Source organism: Porphyromonadaceae bacterium W3.11, from assembly GCA_030434245.1.
Taxonomy (GTDB): Bacteria; Bacteroidota; Bacteroidia; order Bacteroidales; family Porphyromonadaceae; genus Porphyromonas_A.
Genome location: JAUISX010000002.1, coordinates 267,421 through 284,444 on the forward strand (window position 1 = coordinate 267,421; position 17,024 = coordinate 284,444).

Sequence of the window (17,024 nt, forward strand, 5' to 3'; positions counted from 1 at the left end):
TTATTAACTAAAACAAATTCACCATGGTACAATTAAGTATGTTTACAGAGGTTTATGTCTCAGGAGGTGCGTCCGAGCTCTCTTCCGAAGATGTTCATCTACTAAAGCAGACCCTTCAGGGCTTCCGCTACATCCTTGAGCTCTTTGGTTTTGACCCTGAACTTCTACAGGTTGGGTACAAGAACTGGGCTTTTGATTTTCGCTCTGCTCCTGAGGACGAGATACATCCACGTTTTTCAAGAGAGTGCACGCACTTTCATTGTTGGGACATTGATGTGGAAATACAGGTCGAGAATCAAAGTAAAGCCTATCGAATGTCGGCCCTAATGGAGCAGCTACACGCGTCCCTTCAGTATTGCATGCCGAAGGATAATGTTGAGGTCTCAAATCTGGACTTGCGATTGGACGGCACCCCTCTATTACCTTCAATATAAAATCAATTGTTTTAGAGTCATCAGCACTTATCGCTGATATATTTACCTCTGTTCTTTCGTTCGTCTGTATTACTTTAATATCCATAATTCACTTCTTTTTTCTCGGAGAGTTTTTTCACGCTCTCGGAGAGTTTTATATTTTTCTTGGAGTTCAACATTTATAAATGCGGGTTAATCAGTTTCTATAAACGGGTAAATCCGTTTGTACACACGGATTTCTCCGTTTGTACACACCGTTACTCACGCCCTTAACTTCAACACACACTTCTTTACTCGTCGCAGGTCAAAATCAAATTGCTCGGCATCTCTAATCACGCTATTGATGGTGCAGTCATCGAGGATGCCATTCGCCTTGCAGATACCGTAGATATCGCTCGGAGTGGTTTTGTCCACCACATAAAATCGCCGACCGATCCTCGAGTGCAGTTCGTTATACCCTCGTTTGTTATGTCTTAGCCCGCTATTCATACGCTTTTCAATGTAGTCGGTGCTGAGCATGACGATACCGCAATGCCCCTCGAGGTAATTATAAATGGTCACACAATAGAGCAAGATGCTATCGATCAGCTTGTCGGCTTCGTCGAGTATCAAGACTGGGTTATTTTTATTCCTAAGCACCTCAATCAAAAATTCAAGTCGGGCCCGCAAACCACTCTCCACACTCTTCTCACCGAGGGCGGATAGACAAGCATCCAAAAAATCAGAACGCTTCATATCTTCGCTACACAACACATATACGGCATTGGCATTGCGGGCAGAGTAATTGCGGGCAGTAGTGCTTTTACCTGCTCCAGCGTCAGCCACCAACCAAGTACAGCTTGATTTATCTTGTGAGTCCTTTATGACGGCACATATCTCCTGATATGCAGCAGTCTCCACCTCCACCCATCCATCGCTCTTGGTGCAGAGCTTAGCGTATAGGCTACTCCACATCTCATCCGATATCACCTCATCTCTATTGCCTCGGATAATGTCGCCAACGGTGGTGGTACCGATAGCGAGGTGGTTAGCGGCCTTTCGCTGTGAGCCTAGTCGGGACACCAGCTCTTTAAGTTTAGTTCTAATAAGTTCTTTATTCATAATTAGTAGTAATGTTTTTATATTATAATTTCTCGATTAGTTTTCCTTTCATTTCTTGATTGGTGAGTGGTCGTACATCGGACCAATCCATCTTACTCTCTACCTTCTTAATCACCGCCAGCGATGTGGTGGCATTCTTAAGCGAAATAGTAACATCATCCACTTTGGCAAGCTCTTGTGCAAGCTCCACAGCACGCTCATTGTCCGCTTTGGATGCCCCAAGCATACGGGGGTAGTTGCTCTTTTCATGCTGCTGATACTTGATATCTATGGCCTTTCCAATCGCATCTCTACGCACCCGCATCTCCTTATCCGCATCCAGTAGCTTTTTGGTCAGTTCATCATCCTTCGCGGTGCGGTCTTCTGCCGCCATAGCCACTTTAATGGCTGGGTGTAGATAACGCTCAAACCTCCACACATCGCCCTTATCCACTCGGTAGATGGCGATTTTCGTAAGGTCCAGAGGGTCATACTTCACGCCAAATTGTCGGCGGGTGTTGCTCATACGCCACTCGATATCAATTTCGCCATCGGGTGTATAGGCTTCGTAATAATACTCCTTATTATCCTCTGTGATGGTAAGCCCGCCCTGCAGGAAGGTGCTTTGCCTTGGTCGCTTCTCCCAGAATAGTTCCACATAATCTTCGGTGGTGAGCTCCATACGATCTGGATTGACCCGCTCTACTTTGTACAGCTGCTCACGAGTAAACTCGCCCTCTACCACTTGGCTATTCCACTGATGGATGCAGTTGGCGGTAAACTCCTTGAGGGTGTCGTAGGTGGGTAATTTGTCGAGATTAGCATTAATCCACTCAAGGTTGGCTGCGCTCAGCTCGCTCTTGGAGGTGATGTTGTACCCAGTAAAGTAGGGGTAATGCCTGAGGATGCTAGATTGGAATTGCCCAATGAGGCTTTCAGCTGGGTTGGCTTGCTTGCGGTAAGGGGTCTTGAATCGCACACCCACTTCGGTCATCTTCGAGAAAAATCCAACCCTGTCAAGCTTACGCTGTGAGCTCTGATTGTCCATCACCAGTTGGAAGGGCTTCACCCCTGCTACATCCATCGCCATCCGATACGCTTGGTACTGCGAACCGAAGGCACTCTCCTGACCCAAGGACCACCCAACGCAATAGCCTGTACAGACGTCGAATATCATGTAGATATCGGTGTGGACCCTTTTACCCTCTTTATTGAGGTAGTAGATATTGAACTTCGTGCCGTCTGCCGCCCACAGGGCATTGGCGTATCTAGGCTTTTCGAGTCCGATAAGCTGTGCACCATACTTAGCATTCGCAACGCTCTCGCCCACCTGCTGGCCGAGCCACAAGGGCTTAATCGCGGGATCTTTGAGATAATCACGGATGGTACTGACACTCTGGATAGTTTCCCATCCCTTTTCGATGGCAAATTGATTGTATGCCAAGAGGGCACTATCGAAGTCATGCACATACTCACGATTGCGCATCAGGGCAATGAGGTATTCACCTGCCTCTTGGGTGATCTTCGCCGTATTGCTGTTGCCAATTTTGCCACTGATCAAGCACGCGTATCCCTCTCGCTTATATTCGTTCACCTTCTTCTGTAGGCGGCTCATACTCTTAGGCAGGGTATGGGCGTAGTCCTGGCGTAGCTCCTCGCTATACTGGTGGAGCAATTTCCAAGTATTCGTGCGTCTGTTGTTGAGTTTATTAGTCATCTGCTGGAGCTCAGCTTGGCGGGCGATGATCGCATTCAGAACTCGGGCATTAAGTTCATATTCATCCGCGAAGTGATCCTCAAGACCAACCATTTGCCCACCCAACTCATATTGGAACTCATAATTGAAGTATATTTTTGCGTCAAAATCCTCTGGCAACCAAGCCAGCTCGCCTTTTGGCTGGAGGAGCTCGTGCGGATCACCATACCTCTCGATGATTGCCGCCTTGGCTTTTTTGGGCAGGGTATCGTAGTCAACGAGGGCAGTTACACCCTCACCGTACGCCTTGCGGGCATAGATCGCAGTTTTGCGTTGCAACCAACTCAGAAGAGTTCTGTAATTTACGATTGGCGGCTCGCCAGTCGTAAGGTCATCAAAACTCATACATATACGCCCCTGGTAATACTCCATAAACACTTATATTTGTAACTAGAACTTGTATTGTCTAATCTATTTTGATTGTAGTAATATGTATAATGGTAAATATGAAACTGTGATAGACCTAAGAATAGAAAGTGAGTATCACGCTGAATGTCTAGAAATAACCAAGCTCGCTAAAAAGCTTTGTGACTCCTGGGCATGTGCTGGTGTTAGATACTCAGAGCACAAATCTGCTAGAAAAGGAGATGTACTTCGTCGTGACCTGCTCATTTATCAGACTGCTTACGCTCATGAGACTATCATCTTTAGAGAGTCATTACAGTGTGCGTTGCTTAATTTTATCTTCAGTGGCAATGTAAAGTTCAGAGTTAGACTTACGACCCCGATAGACAATCAAATCAAATAGACCCTCGCTCTTTTCGGGCACCTCTTCAGCCAATATATCACTGACACGGGAGGTAATACCTGCTGTGTTAATTTCTCGTATTGCTTCATCGCAGAGGGATTTGATGTTTTGCAACTCTTCTAATAGATGCTCCTCGAGGTTTGCAGGTATCTCTTTTAGTCCTTGCTTCTCCAGCTTATTATCCCATAACTCCTGTTCCTCTTGGGGCAATAGCCCGCATGTGCCAATCATATTTTCCATATTGTTATCCTTTCTATATGTAGCTTCTTGGTAGTACTCCATATTCTTTCGCTACTTACTGCACATCAACTTTGCGAATGTAGCGCTCTTGTAGGCGGGTGTATCGGTCCACACTGAGACCCTTCTGTCGCTCCTGCTCTTCGCCATCGACATATACAATGGTGAGGGCATTGCCTAGGTCGGTCTCTATCCGTAGGCGGCCGCCATAGGTCTGCACCATGCGACCAACAGGGTAGCTGGTCTCCAGCTTATCACTGCCCACCACTTCACCACCCATCTCGATGGCTGCGGTGCGGATCTTGGGGTACAACGCACTCTCTCCTCGATAATTTAAGGCGCGCCAAATCGTAGTTCGGTTCACCTCAAAGAGCTGCATCAAGCGCTCGCGAATTTCGTTCGTAACAATAATCTGCTTCATATTCGGTATATTTGTAGCCATTCAACATTGTTTATCTGTGTACAAAGATACGAAATATATTTCGACAAACAAATATTTATCGAATAATAATACGAATTATTTTACGAGATGTGTATAGGTATAGAAAAACGAATAGAAAGACTCGTTGATAATTTCACAGAGGGTAATAAGAGTGCCTTCGGACTCAAAGTGGGATTAAGTGAAGCAAGAGTGCGTAGCTATATAAATGGAACTCAGCCATCAGCTGATGCTTTAGCAAAGATAGTAAAATCTTTCGATATATCCGCTGATTGGCTCTTAACAGGCCAAGGCGAAATGCTTCGCAAGGTGCCGTCCGTCGCTTCATTCGACCACTCCATTCAACGAAACCAGCCAGAGGTGAAGACCATTGGTGATTTTAAGGTGGAGGAAAAGCAGATACAGCAGCAAAAGGTGCCTCTATACGAACTGGAGGCAACAGCAGGGCTTTTTGCACAAGGTGACATCAGCCAACACATCATTGACTACATCTCTATACCAAACGCACCGAGGTGTGATGGGGCAATTGTAGCACGAGGCGACAGCATGGCACCAACCGTCAAGAGCGGAGATATACTACTATATAAGGAGCACGACATTAATAATATAATGTATGGGCACATGTATATCGTCGATTTCGATATGGATGGCGACTCCATGATCGTGGTTAAGTATGTACAAAGGGTAGATGGAGAGGAGGACAGAATCCTACTAACTTCGGAAAATGAGAGGTACCAACCGATGTATATATCATTGGAGCAAGTGAGGCACATCGCACTCGTAAAGGTATCCGTATCCTTTCATACCATAGCATAATACAAACGACTCGTACCTATGGAAATTCACAAAAACAGGCACAACAAAGCATATACAACTAATATACAGTATGTTAAGCCATTTTTTCGAGAAAAAGTGTGTATTTTGTGGGGGTACTTAGTGGGTACCTTAAAACCATATTTCACCCGTTTACGTCTTCAAAAGGTGCATTTGTCCATATCATACTTACCCAATTTGTGCGCTCAACTGCGTACCCTACCGCATACCCTACAATCCCATTTCGTTTTGATTTAACAATTAAAAGTGCATACCCTACTGCATACCCTACTGCATACCCAAGGGCAAAAAACACCGCTCGAGCATCCTCCGACCACCCCTCGATCACCACTAAAACACACCTCTAAATTCCCCCACATTCGAGCAATTCGACCACCACTGGGATCGGACATAATAAAAAGCGAAAAGCCAGCACACAAGCCAGCTTTCCGCCCTTTTTACCCACAATTACGATGCTATTTCAATGCTCCAGCATCACCCGATTAACATTTACTCGACCATCCTTCGACCATCCACCCCCAAAATTAACCCAAAATCAACCAAAATAAACATTTCGTTTTCTCCATCACCTCTCCATCATTCCATCATAACCCACTATCATATAAACACATACGACCCCTAAACCCCTATATTATCCAAGTACGCTTCGTTCCCTCCCCCCTATTTATTGTACTCTATTTATATTCACTTTTTCTTTTTGGGGATTCTCCCAAGATATTCCAGCCCCTTTTGCTGTATTGGATCAAGCTCAGATAGAGGTAAAATATAGATTTGAGATGCAAAAGAAAGTCATGGGGGCTTCATCTATGGTTGACACTATGATCTTATTGAGCGGTGAAAAGTATTCTCTATCGTATATGTATAGCACCTATTACTCGGATTCAATTAAAAATTCTCTAGATGGAGACAAAATAATACTTCAACAATTCAAGAAAGGGATGCAAGAGAAGAATGCGTCACTCTTTATTGAACCTCATACACTGCCTGAATATGTTTATATAGATTGGACTAATAGACAAGTAACAGTGTATGAGAGTAAAAATTTTTATGTTCCAGTCCTATATGAAGAACCATTAGAGCAGATATCCTGGATAATTAAGGATTCTGACACTAAGTCAATCGCTGGTTATGTCGCATGTAGAGCGGTCTGCGATTTTCGTGGTCGCAAGTTTGAAGCTTGGTTTACTAAAGATCTTCCATCTGACATAGGTCCTTGGAAATTCGAGGGTTTGCCAGGTGTAATTCTAGAGATCTATGATGATGCCAAAGAGTTTGTATGGACAGCGATTGATGTCAAGACCCACTTGGAAAATCCTATTCCTATTCGTTGGATTCAATTTTTCGATACTCCCTTTACAAAAGTTGATCGAATCTCGTATCTTAAGGATCTTCGTCAGATGTTAGAGGGTGGAGCAATAGAAAAGAATCAAACGATTCAGACGATAATACAATCTGGGGTTAGGACTCGTTATAGACAACGGAGAGCAAAATCTCTAGAGCATGACTTTCTCGAGTGTGATTATATAGGTGATGATCATCGTATTGATTCCCTCTCATCCACAACCTCTCCTATTGAACATAGCCAGGATTCTTTGAGCATTCCTGGGCAGCCCTCTTCTGACCACTTACTATTGAAATATCAGTACATATACCAAAAGGACACTCTAAATGGTTCAACATTCCGACCAGATATCCATATAATGCAGATCTATCCAGATAAGTCTGTTTACTATAGCCTTAGAACTTATGAGATGAAGAGTGTCTATGGTAGTAAAGAAGGTCGGAAAAAATGGCAAGAGCTATTTCAAAAAGGAATGACAAAGGTTAATGCTGGCGGCTCCCTTCTTGATTTTATGAATAACTTACCACGGTTAGGGGATCAAGAACTCATTATTAAGGGGGATTCTCCTGAGTTTATGAAGGTGTATGATACCATCGGTAATGAACAGTATTTCTACGAGGATGAAGTGCATCTTGATTGGACTTTATCTGATAGTATCAAAGTCGTCCTTGGATATGAGTGTCAAATGGCTACCACAACCTTTAGGGGGAGGACGTGGGTTGCATGGTTTGCCTATGAGATACCTGTTAGCAATGGCCCTTGGAAACTATATGGACTCCCCGGCCTTATTTGTGAAGCTTATGATATACAGAAACAGTATTATTATATGCTAACAGGTTTGGAGCAAAAGAAAGCCCTATTAGATTACGAAGTATTAATTGATAAGTCAGCAAGTTCTATCGAGAGAGAAAAACTACAAAAGAGCAAAGTCCTATATAGCCAATCGGGAGGTGAACTATCTCTATTAGGGACGAGTAGTAAGCAAAATAATTATCCTAAACAGAAAGAAATAGAATGAAACGGAAGCTATACATCCTGACTGTTTTGTACATCTTCACATGCGTAGTTTTGAACGCACAAATAGGTGGTCAAATAATAGATAAGAAAGATGGAACACCTATTCCCGGTGCGATTGTGACACTTACTAAGGAAAATACAAAAGGTGCGATAGCCTATTGTAGATCAGATGATGAAGGACACTTTTCAATTAAAGTAGAACCTAGAGAAGGTTTGACTCTCCGTGTCTCTATGCTGGGATATTCAACAGATAGCACTAAGGTGGTCTCTCAGAAGAACTATTATGTCATCAAAATAGCTGAGGAGGCAACGGTTCTGAACGAGGTCGTGGTTACCGCAGAGCCTATTAGAGCACAAGGAGATACTGTTACTTATCTGGTTTCTAATTTTAGTGAAATACAAGACAAGTCATTGGCTGATGTGCTTAAAAAGATGCCTGGTATAGAAGTCGGAGATAGAGGACAGATTAAGTATCAGGGTGTTAGTATTAATAGATTTTATATTGAAGGAAGAGATATGCTTGGTGAGCGTTATGGAGTCGCCACTAATACCATAAATCCAGATGATGTTGGAGCTGTTGAAGTCTTAGAAAACCATCAACCTATCAAGGCGATGAATGATATCTCTTTTTCACAAAATCCAGCAATCAACATAAAGCTCAAAGAAGATGCCAAAAGTCGTTTGGTAGGTACTAGTAATCTCGGAGCTGGTTATTTAAATCACTCTCCGGCATTCTTGTGGGATGCACAATTATCCCTAATGCGTTTTAAGAAAAGCAAGCAGATGCTGGCTACTGCTAAAACTTCTAATGTAGGACGTCCAGCCTCCTCTATCAATAGAGAACTTGAGCTCAGTGAAGAATCTTCTAGATGGTCTGATAATTACTCATTATCGGCCCCTTTTAGTATCTCAGGAAAGAATCCCAATCAGCTCGGACAAGAAAAAACTCGAATAGGTCCCACTCATATGGCTAGTATAAACAATCTCTGGGGCCTAAGTGAAGATATAGATCTAACTAGTCGGGTAAACTATAGCCACCAGACTGATGATAGCCAAAATACTCACAATCTTATATACTATTTTAAGGAGGGAGAGGAGATCATTGAGAGTGAAGAAAATGCACATGACAGAAATAATCACTTGTCCATTGAAACCAATCTGCTCGTGAATAAGTCTCACCTTTACGTGAAAAATAGGCTGATTGGTCGTTATGATTGGGATAAGTCAAATCTTAATACTCTCGGTACTTTCCCTAATGAGCAAAGAGTCAGTGCTAAAAATGGGGTGATAGAGAACAATTTGGATTTCCTGATACGAAAGGGGCAAAAAGGATATGCGGTACATTCATATATTAAATGAGACTGTTGCACATTCGAGTTTAGACGTTTTTGACTGACTTTTTGCAGATTTTCGTCTTGTCTTTCTTGAAAAATCGCCTTGTTTTTTGATTATTCTCCTCTGTAAAAGCTCTAAATATGAGCTTTTACAGAGGATTTCTAGTACTTATCTCATAACAAGTGCTCCTCTTATAGAGGCTTCTTCATTTTTCAATAATGTATTGAGGTATAACTGGGGAGCTCTTTTGATGTTGTAGCAAATGGCTTCAAGTATATTTTGTGCATGCGTCTTAGCTAACCCTCGATATCGGCACCTCCCTCCGTGAAACCAGCGCCTGATACTTCCAAAAGTACGCTCAATTTTATTTCGATACTGGCTTATCTGTCGGTTGAATTCTTTATCTTTATCACTAAGTGGCTTCCCCTTTGTCGCTTTTCTCATTATCCCATCTTTGAGCCCGTGACCAGATAAATGTTCTCTATTGGCCTTGGAGGTGTACCCTTTATCGGCTAATACCATTACTCCTTTTTGAAGGGCTCCTTTCTCTATGAGAGTTGGAAATTCTGTGGTGTCTGAGACATTGGCAGATGTGGTGGTAAGGGTATGCACAAGTCCTTCACCGTCTGTCAAGACATGTTTCTTGTACCCATATCTAAACTTCTTACATTTTACCACCCAGCGAGCTTCAGTATCCACACCTAGTTTCGCGCTACCCACTTTTACTTGATAGCTCCGCTCTTCCTCTTTAGCTTCTTCGCTTCTGGTGTCCTCTCTATCCTCGGCGACTTCTATCTTGACAGAACCATCGGGGGCATATGGGCTATCAACTATACTTGCATCAACCAATGCTCCCGTCTCAATCTTCATAATCCCATGGCGTTGTAGCTGCTTATTGAGAAGGCTCAAAAGTTTATCCCACAAGCCTTTCTCTACAATCGCATTGCGAAAACGACAAATGGTGCTGTGATCGGGAGAGACGTGTTCCATATCAATGTCAAGAAACTTACCAAAGCTGATGGAGTCGTTAATACGTTCTTCAACGGCTCGGTCACTCAAATTATACCACGTCTCTAAAAGCAGGATCTTAAACATTAGGACTCCATCATAAGTAGGTTCGCCTTTCGCTTCAGCTCTCTTATTTAGCTTTTTATTTATGAGCGTTTGAAATGGTCTCCAATCAATGAGTTTGTCAATTTGCTCTAGAAACTCATTGCGTGCTCTAGAACTTCTCAATTCGGTAAACACCTCAGTAAATGAGGGTGCATTGTTGCTCGTTTGCTTGAATCCCATAACTATTGTCGCTATAAATCAATACTATATTCTCCCCTTAATTACACACTAAAGATACTAATAATCAATGATATACGCAATAATTTTAGCCGGTTTTTCGTGCAACATTCTCTAAATGGCAAAAGCAACCAAGCGTTTTAAGAATACGGAAGGGGGATAATCATATCAAACAAGATATTTCTTCACAGTTATTCTTTAGCAATACTAATACTCGTCTAAGTTATATCTTCAATGGGCATGAATTCTCAACCAAATTAGGTATTTCAACCATGCGACGCCAATTTCAAAGTGATTTGGTAGGCTTTGAATTGGATTTGTCACCGTTGGATAATAATCTTTCGGTTAATTCTTTTCAGATATATGGTATTCCCGCATTTAGCTTCCATTTTAATGCGTTTGAAGGCGATTTAAGCTTGCCTATTTATTGGACATCATATACTTTTAAAAACGACGAGAAAAGGAATGAACAAAGCTTTGCCTTTGCACCTATGGCTCAGTTAGCTCTTCAAGCAACGAATCGATTAAAGTTCAAGGGTATCGCAAAATATTTCAGTGGTATCCTCAATGATCAGGAATGGTATGATGGCTATGTTTTAAGAAACTATCATGTTCTGTCTTTAGGGCTAAATGAATTGAATAAACATGATAATTTTAATGCTTCTATTGGTGCGGACTATAAGAACGCTTTAGACGCACTCTTTGCCAATATCTCTTTCGGCTTTTCTCATTTGAAATCGACTCAAATGAATAGCCGTGACTTTAAAGAGGGCTATATGATATACAAACTTATTCCTCAGATCAATAGCGGCTCTATGTTCACTTTAAGTGGAAACTCTAGCAAAGGATTGATGTGGTGGCATACGACGTTGGGTATTAGAGGTTTTTATTCATTTGGAAAGCAAGAGGTTTATCTGCAAGATGAACTAACATCTTATCAATTCCGTAATGCAATGCTCAAAGCTTACCTCTCTTCACGTCCTACATCTTGGCTAAGTCTTTCTTATGCTATGACGTTCAATAGGATAGGAGAGCGTTTAAAAGGTAATGATAAGCATTTTAGGAACAACTATTCACAGAACTTGGAGGTTGTGCTTACTCCAATGAAGCTATTCAGAGTCGAGCTGATGGGCGATTATTATTATAATGAAATTTCGGACCATGTTAAGAAGCACTATTTTCTTATCGATGCAGGAATTGTATATTCACCAAATGATAAATGGGAGTTGAGCCTTGCCGCTCGCAACTTACTTAATAATCGTATGTATGGTTATACTATGTTTAGTTCTTTGACAAGTCAGAGTGTAAATTATAATATTCGTCCATTTGAAGTATTACTTAGTCTCTTTCTTCGAATCTAGCATATCTTCTATTGGTTGTGATATATTTTTAACCGCATAGACTGCACCCTTTGATTTATAAAATCATAGTACAACTTAGATAACATGTTGATATAGTGATCCTACGATAATAGAAAGGGCAAGTCTGTTAGAGATTGCTTGCTTTTTACGGTACTACTGATTACTTTTGTTCAGTATTGAATGGCTGGCTTTCCATTGAAAAAAATATAACGAATTTGGACAAGAAGCTTTATTGATTACTACGTTTTGTAGATCTTTTTAATTGCCAATTAAACTATGATGATTATGAGAAACAAGAGACTGGCATTGTTTTTTTGTTGTGTCTTATTTGGTGTGGTGGGGTATGCACAAGAGTTGTTGGAGGTAAAGGTGGTGGATGAACAACAGAATCCACTGCCATTTATTAATGTCACTATAAGAAATAAAGCAGATAGCACGCTTATTACGGGTGGTGTGACCGATGAGGCTGGGCTCTTTTGTATTGTTACGGCTGATATAAGACCTCTAGATCAGCGAGTCATGACGATCTCTGCCTTGGGGTTCGCTAGTCATACGATTACCGACTTGGCAGAACTTAAATATACAGTGGAGCTTAAGGAGTCCTATGAGATGTTAGTCGATGTTGTCATTACAGCTAAGAGAAGACCTATGACCTCTATAACTAATGACGGTATCTCTATCTCTCTCAAAGACTCCCCATTGTCTCAGATTGGTACAGGTATGGATCTACTAGCACAGCTTCCTATGTTGTCAGGTAACTCTGAGTCTATCTCTGTCCTGGGTAGAGGGACCCCTCTTATATACATCAATGGAAGAAAAGCAAATAGTATTCAGGAGGTGAAGCAACTGAAGTCAACAGATATTAAATCTGTCCAGGTGATTACTAATCCTGGAGCTCAGTATGATGCATCGGTTTCGAGTGTTTTATTGATTACTACTTACAAGCCTCTTGATACAGGTTTAGGTGGTTCTCTGTTTGGAAAGGTTAGTGTTGGTCATAACGTGTCTTCAGACCAATATCTTTTCCTCCAATATCGAAGAGGTGCTCTGGATATCTTTGGCTCTGTATATAATATTCAATCAGATAATGCATCAGATCAGTCATATACCATAGTTTTTCCTACTGAAATAGCCAAAGAGGTGTTGGACGAGTCTAAGAAGAGGATTAAGAGGCTAACTCAGCATTATACGTTGGGTCTTAACTACTTGCCCTCTGAAAATCATAGTCTAGGTCTTAAGTATATCTTTTCTCATAAATCAAAGGGTGATATACATACAGAATCTTCCACTATATCTCAAACTGCGATGGGGAATATAGAGGACACGTTTATCAAGGATAAGAAAGATACGGGTAAGACACATAGCCTAAATTTTTATTGGTTGGGGCGTTTCACAGATAATTATAGCGTGAAGCTAGATGCTGATATATTTGACACGAAGTCAAATAGCGATGAGAATGTCGTACAAGGGAGTGCTTCAGACGATATTATCAATGGGTATAGTATGAATTCGAGATTGTACGCAGCACGACTTATAAATATGATTAATCTATGGGGTGGGGAGTTAAGTATAGGTGCCGAGGCGTCTAAAACGGATAATCATCAGTCTTTTTCGTCATCTTTAAGCCTTATTGATGGAGGAGATAATCGTCTTAAGAATATGGCTGCAGCAGGTTTTTTGACTTATTCAAAGAGTTTTAATCACTTTTCTTCTCAGATAGGATTGAGATATGAATTTAATGAATTTGAATACGTTAAGAATGGAGAGCAACAAAAAGAGCAATCAAAGCAATATCATAATCTCTTTCCTAATGCTTCTGTGGTTTATCAGGGTTGGCTAAATGCCCAGTTAAGCTATAGGAGTACTATTTCCCGACCATCATATAATCAGCTAAGAAGTGGTGTGCAATATAACTCATCAGACATGTTTGAGAGTGGGAATCCGTATCTCAAACCTATGATTAGTCATATCCTTTCACTAGACATCCAAAAAGATGGTTTGATGATAGGGGGCTCATTCTCAAGCATTAATGATTTGATATATGCGGATATATCACTGTATAGAGACGAACCCATTGTCTTATTTCAGCACAAAAACTTGAAGCAAGCTCAAACCCTCCAGTTATATGCTTCTTATCAAAAAAAGATAGGGTGGTGGCAACCAAATATCTATGTGGGGTATGATAAGCCGTATGTGAAAGTGGGAGATGAGACATACAACCGCGAGATATTTACTATCTCACAGAAAAACACGTTCACTTTTCCTCATGATATATACCTTTGGGCTAATTATAGTTTTCAATCCAGAGGAAATAATGACATTGCATTATTTGAGCCAGTACATGTTGTTTCCATGCGATTGATGAAGAAGTTCATGGATAATAAACTATCTGTTAGCCTTGACATCTCGGACTTACTCAATACCTCAAAGGAAGAGTATCTGTTTAGGATGAATAAAATAGAGATATACAATCACACAAAGTTTGATAGTCGTAGGGTTGCTCTCACTGTCACATATAACTTTAACAGCAAGAAGTATCGCTATCAAGGAACACAATCAACGGATGAGATTAATCGTCTTTAATGTAATATCATTTACATAGTTTTATTATTTACAAAAATCGTGTAAAGGGGTGTCACAACGTGTAGCGATTTGTGACGCCCTTTTTTTAACGTGAGTTCGACATAAGAAATAGAGTGAAATATATTAGGAAAAGTGGTGAGTTATTTGTATCTTAGTAATTGACTATCAATTAATTACAAGAAAATAAAACACCACTTTTATGACAACAAATATACTAGAATTATTTTGTATTATCGATGATTTCTCTATTCAGTTTGATCGTGTTGTTGCTGAGAATGCTATAGAACAAGGAGGTAAGAAGAGAAGAAAGAGAAAATCACGTCTTTCTGACAGTGAGGTCATGACAATACTCATACTTTTTCACATGTCAAGAGGTAGTGTCCCCAAAAGTGTGTACGGCAGAATGCGTCTCTGAAAAGCAAACCTACATATTTTTTCGCTTTGTTTTCCATAAACATTAAAGATAGACCAATAAAGAATTAAGGCAAGGCTGTCGTAGCACCGCGGAGACACCGCCTTGCCGTATTCTTTTAGGTTGATATCTTTGTGTTGGAAAATAAAGCACATTGTTGTTATTTACTTTTCATTGTTCTTCCTAAGTCCAAGAGTTAGATCTCCTATTCTTTTCTTCAGATAGTTTGCATTGATTGCAATACTACCTATCAAGTGTAGAGCGGATTCTACGCTAGGTAATGCACATTTATATCGAGCCCCTTTCTTTACCTGTCTATTGAAGCGTTCTATCCAGTTAGTACTATGAATGTACTTGCGAACACTGACGTCGTATTTTAGGTATGTGAAGTAATACTCTATCCTCTGACCGTTAGCTATTTTTGTGAGAAAAGGATAGCTCTTACGCCATCTGAACGCAAAGTTTTTAAAGCTCTCTAGGCCATCTAAAGGTGAGCTTCTTGAGCCGTCTTTACTAAAGACCTCCTGTAGATCACTTGCGATGGCTGACTTATCTCGAGGGCGTATCTTTCGAGTTATTTCTCGCTGTAGATGCACCGTGCAGAGCTGGACTTCCACTTCTGTAAAGTGCTCACGTGCAACCTCTTCAATGTTATTCAACCCGTCTGAAATGATTAGTCCTACCACTTCGAGTCCTCGGCTTTTTAGATCCTCAAAAAACTCGCCCCAGATGCCGCTTCCCTCTGTTGGATTATTATAGACACCCACGATGTCTCGACGTCCTTCGCTATCTAAACTCATCACTACAAAAAATGCCTCCTTGCTCACACTTTCTCCTCTCCGTACAGGAAGATATGTAGCATCGATAACAAGTGCCTCTAAAGTCCTCGGTAGACGTCTTTGACGCCACTCTTCTACTGCTTCTTGGGTCGATAAGGAGAGACGATTGATTTGACTCGTACTATAACGTTTACCATACAAACGCTCGAATACTCCAGAGATATCCTCCATCGTATTACCGCAGCTATATAGATAACCTGCTAGTTCTCCCATCTCTTTCTCTTGATCTTTGAGAACGCCTAAAATCAAGGGCATGAAGCCCTGCTGTCGAGTTCGGGGTACTCGTAATTCTAGCATATTACCACTCGCAAAGATGCGACGGGGGCGGTATCCATTGCTCACATCGCCACTATCTTCTTTATACAGTTCCCTCTCCCCTTGCATCGCTATTTCGATGATTAACTCCATTAAACGACCAACTCCATTTGGCTCTGTCATCACGTTTGATAGAATTTCCTTAAATTGCATTTGTGTAAGTCTCATCTTCTTGTTTATCTTTTGTTTTTAACTTTTCAAAGATAACATTCTTGGGACTTACACACTTTTTGGGGACAGTATCTGTCAAGATATAGAGACCTCAAGTCCTTCTATCTCAAATATGTTCAGATTCATCTTAAAAACGAATTTCCTCAAACAGTCTGCTATAATCGTTTTGTTGAACTTCAAACTAAAGTGGGGCTAAAGCTTGTTATGCTTCTCAATATGTGCTGCTTAGGAAAGTCTACAGGTGTTTCTTTCATTGACTCTACCCCTCTAAGAGCTTGCCATATCAAACGGGAAAGAAATCATAAAACTATGAAAGGTTGGGCACAGAAAGGTCGCTCCACAATGGGTTGGTTCTATGGCTTTAAACTGCATCTTGTTATCAATGACAAAGGAGAGATTATCACCTATCAGATCACGCCTGGTAATACAGATGACAGAGCACCACTAAAGGATGACTCTTTCTCTAAGAAACTCTTTGGTAAGCTCATAGCGGATAGAGGATATATCTCAAAAAATCTATTTGACAAGCTCTTTATTGATGATATTCACTTGATTACAAAACTTAAGAAGAATATGAAGAATGCTCTAATGCATATTCATGATAAAATTCTCCTTCGAAAAAGATCCATCATAGAAACCGTCAATGATCTCTTAAAGAATGTATGCCAAATAGAACATACGAGACATCGCAGTGTTAATAACTTCGTAGTCAATCTGTTTTCAGCGTTACTTGCGTACAACTTGATGCCTAAAAAGCCTTCCTTGAATCTTGAAATTATTGATAAAGAGGCTCTTGCTACAGTTGCTTAAATCGAACTCGCGTTATTCTATAGTTACCAACTTATGTAATCC

13 protein-coding genes and 1 pseudogene are annotated in these 17,024 nt (G+C 41.0%); 8 read left to right on the forward strand and 6 right to left on the reverse strand.

The window, feature by feature from the left end; genetic code table 11:
* Positions 1 to 23 precede the first annotated feature (23 nt).
* Positions 24 to 434 (forward strand): hypothetical protein, encoded by a 411-nt coding sequence (locus QYZ87_03770; protein MDN4753649.1) that lies wholly within the window; start codon positions 24 to 26, stop codon positions 432 to 434.
* A gap of 240 nt (positions 435 to 674) precedes the next feature.
* Here QYZ87_03770 and QYZ87_03775 read toward each other — a convergent pair whose 3' ends face one another.
* From QYZ87_03775 to QYZ87_03790, 4 genes are all read right to left on the reverse strand, one after another.
* Positions 675 to 1,514, reverse strand: a complete 840-nt coding sequence (locus QYZ87_03775) for an ATP-binding protein (protein MDN4753650.1) — start codon at positions 1,512 to 1,514, stop codon at positions 675 to 677.
* A 22-nt stretch (positions 1,515 to 1,536) separates the two neighbouring features.
* The gene (locus tag QYZ87_03780) at positions 1,537 to 3,621 is read right to left on the reverse strand and encodes a hypothetical protein (protein ID MDN4753651.1); all 2,085 of its coding nucleotides are present in this window, start codon (positions 3,619 to 3,621) and stop codon (positions 1,537 to 1,539) included.
* Between the two features lie 286 nt (positions 3,622 to 3,907).
* Complete coding sequence (locus QYZ87_03785; protein ID MDN4753652.1) at positions 3,908 to 4,279, reverse strand: hypothetical protein; 372 nt, start codon at positions 4,277 to 4,279, stop codon at positions 3,908 to 3,910.
* A 13-nt stretch (positions 4,280 to 4,292) separates the two neighbouring features.
* Positions 4,293 to 4,547 (reverse strand): hypothetical protein, encoded by a 255-nt coding sequence (locus tag QYZ87_03790; GenBank protein MDN4753653.1) that lies wholly within the window; start codon positions 4,545 to 4,547, stop codon positions 4,293 to 4,295.
* 216 nt (positions 4,548 to 4,763) lie between these two features.
* Here QYZ87_03790 and QYZ87_03795 point away from each other — a divergent pair, with 216 nt between their 5' ends.
* The 3 genes from QYZ87_03795 (at position 4,764) to QYZ87_03805 (ending at position 9,225) form a co-directional block, all read left to right on the forward strand.
* The gene (locus tag QYZ87_03795) at positions 4,764 to 5,489 is read left to right on the forward strand and encodes a LexA family transcriptional regulator (protein ID MDN4753654.1); all 726 of its coding nucleotides are present in this window, start codon (positions 4,764 to 4,766) and stop codon (positions 5,487 to 5,489) included.
* Positions 5,490 to 6,169: 680 nt separating this feature from the next.
* On the forward strand, positions 6,170 to 7,867 hold the full coding sequence (locus QYZ87_03800; protein ID MDN4753655.1) for a GLPGLI family protein: 1,698 nt from the start codon (positions 6,170 to 6,172) through the stop codon (positions 7,865 to 7,867).
* Positions 7,864 to 9,225 (forward strand): TonB-dependent receptor, encoded by a 1,362-nt coding sequence (locus QYZ87_03805; protein MDN4753656.1) that lies wholly within the window; start codon positions 7,864 to 7,866, stop codon positions 9,223 to 9,225. The genes QYZ87_03800 and QYZ87_03805 overlap by 4 nt, the downstream gene beginning before the upstream one ends.
* A gap of 144 nt (positions 9,226 to 9,369) precedes the next feature.
* On the opposite strand, the gene QYZ87_03810 is transcribed toward QYZ87_03805, so the two are convergent.
* Positions 9,370 to 10,494: an IS5 family transposase gene (locus QYZ87_03810; protein ID MDN4753657.1), complete on the reverse strand. Its 1,125-nt coding sequence runs from the start codon at positions 10,492 to 10,494 to the stop codon at positions 9,370 to 9,372.
* A gap of 269 nt (positions 10,495 to 10,763) precedes the next feature.
* Between QYZ87_03810 and QYZ87_03815 the strand changes: the two genes are divergently transcribed.
* From QYZ87_03815 to QYZ87_03825, 3 genes and pseudogenes are all read left to right on the forward strand, one after another.
* On the forward strand, positions 10,764 to 11,852 hold the full coding sequence (locus QYZ87_03815; GenBank protein MDN4753658.1) for a hypothetical protein: 1,089 nt from the start codon (positions 10,764 to 10,766) through the stop codon (positions 11,850 to 11,852).
* A 285-nt stretch (positions 11,853 to 12,137) separates the two neighbouring features.
* Positions 12,138 to 14,435, forward strand: a complete 2,298-nt coding sequence (locus tag QYZ87_03820; protein ID MDN4753659.1) for an outer membrane beta-barrel family protein — start codon at positions 12,138 to 12,140, stop codon at positions 14,433 to 14,435.
* A 199-nt stretch (positions 14,436 to 14,634) separates the two neighbouring features.
* A pseudogene (locus QYZ87_03825) lies at positions 14,635 to 14,808 on the forward strand (IS982 family transposase).
* A 203-nt stretch (positions 14,809 to 15,011) separates the two neighbouring features.
* Here QYZ87_03825 and QYZ87_03830 read toward each other — a convergent pair.
* Positions 15,012 to 16,154 carry an IS256 family transposase gene (locus QYZ87_03830; protein MDN4753660.1) on the reverse strand — a complete coding sequence of 381 codons (1,143 nt, stop codon included), beginning with the start codon at positions 16,152 to 16,154 and terminating at the stop codon, positions 15,012 to 15,014.
* A 90-nt stretch (positions 16,155 to 16,244) separates the two neighbouring features.
* Between QYZ87_03830 and QYZ87_03835 the strand changes: the two genes are divergently transcribed.
* Positions 16,245 to 16,982 (forward strand): IS982 family transposase, encoded by a 738-nt coding sequence (locus QYZ87_03835; GenBank protein MDN4753661.1) that lies wholly within the window; start codon positions 16,245 to 16,247, stop codon positions 16,980 to 16,982.
* The last annotated feature ends 42 nt before the right edge of the window (positions 16,983 to 17,024 follow it).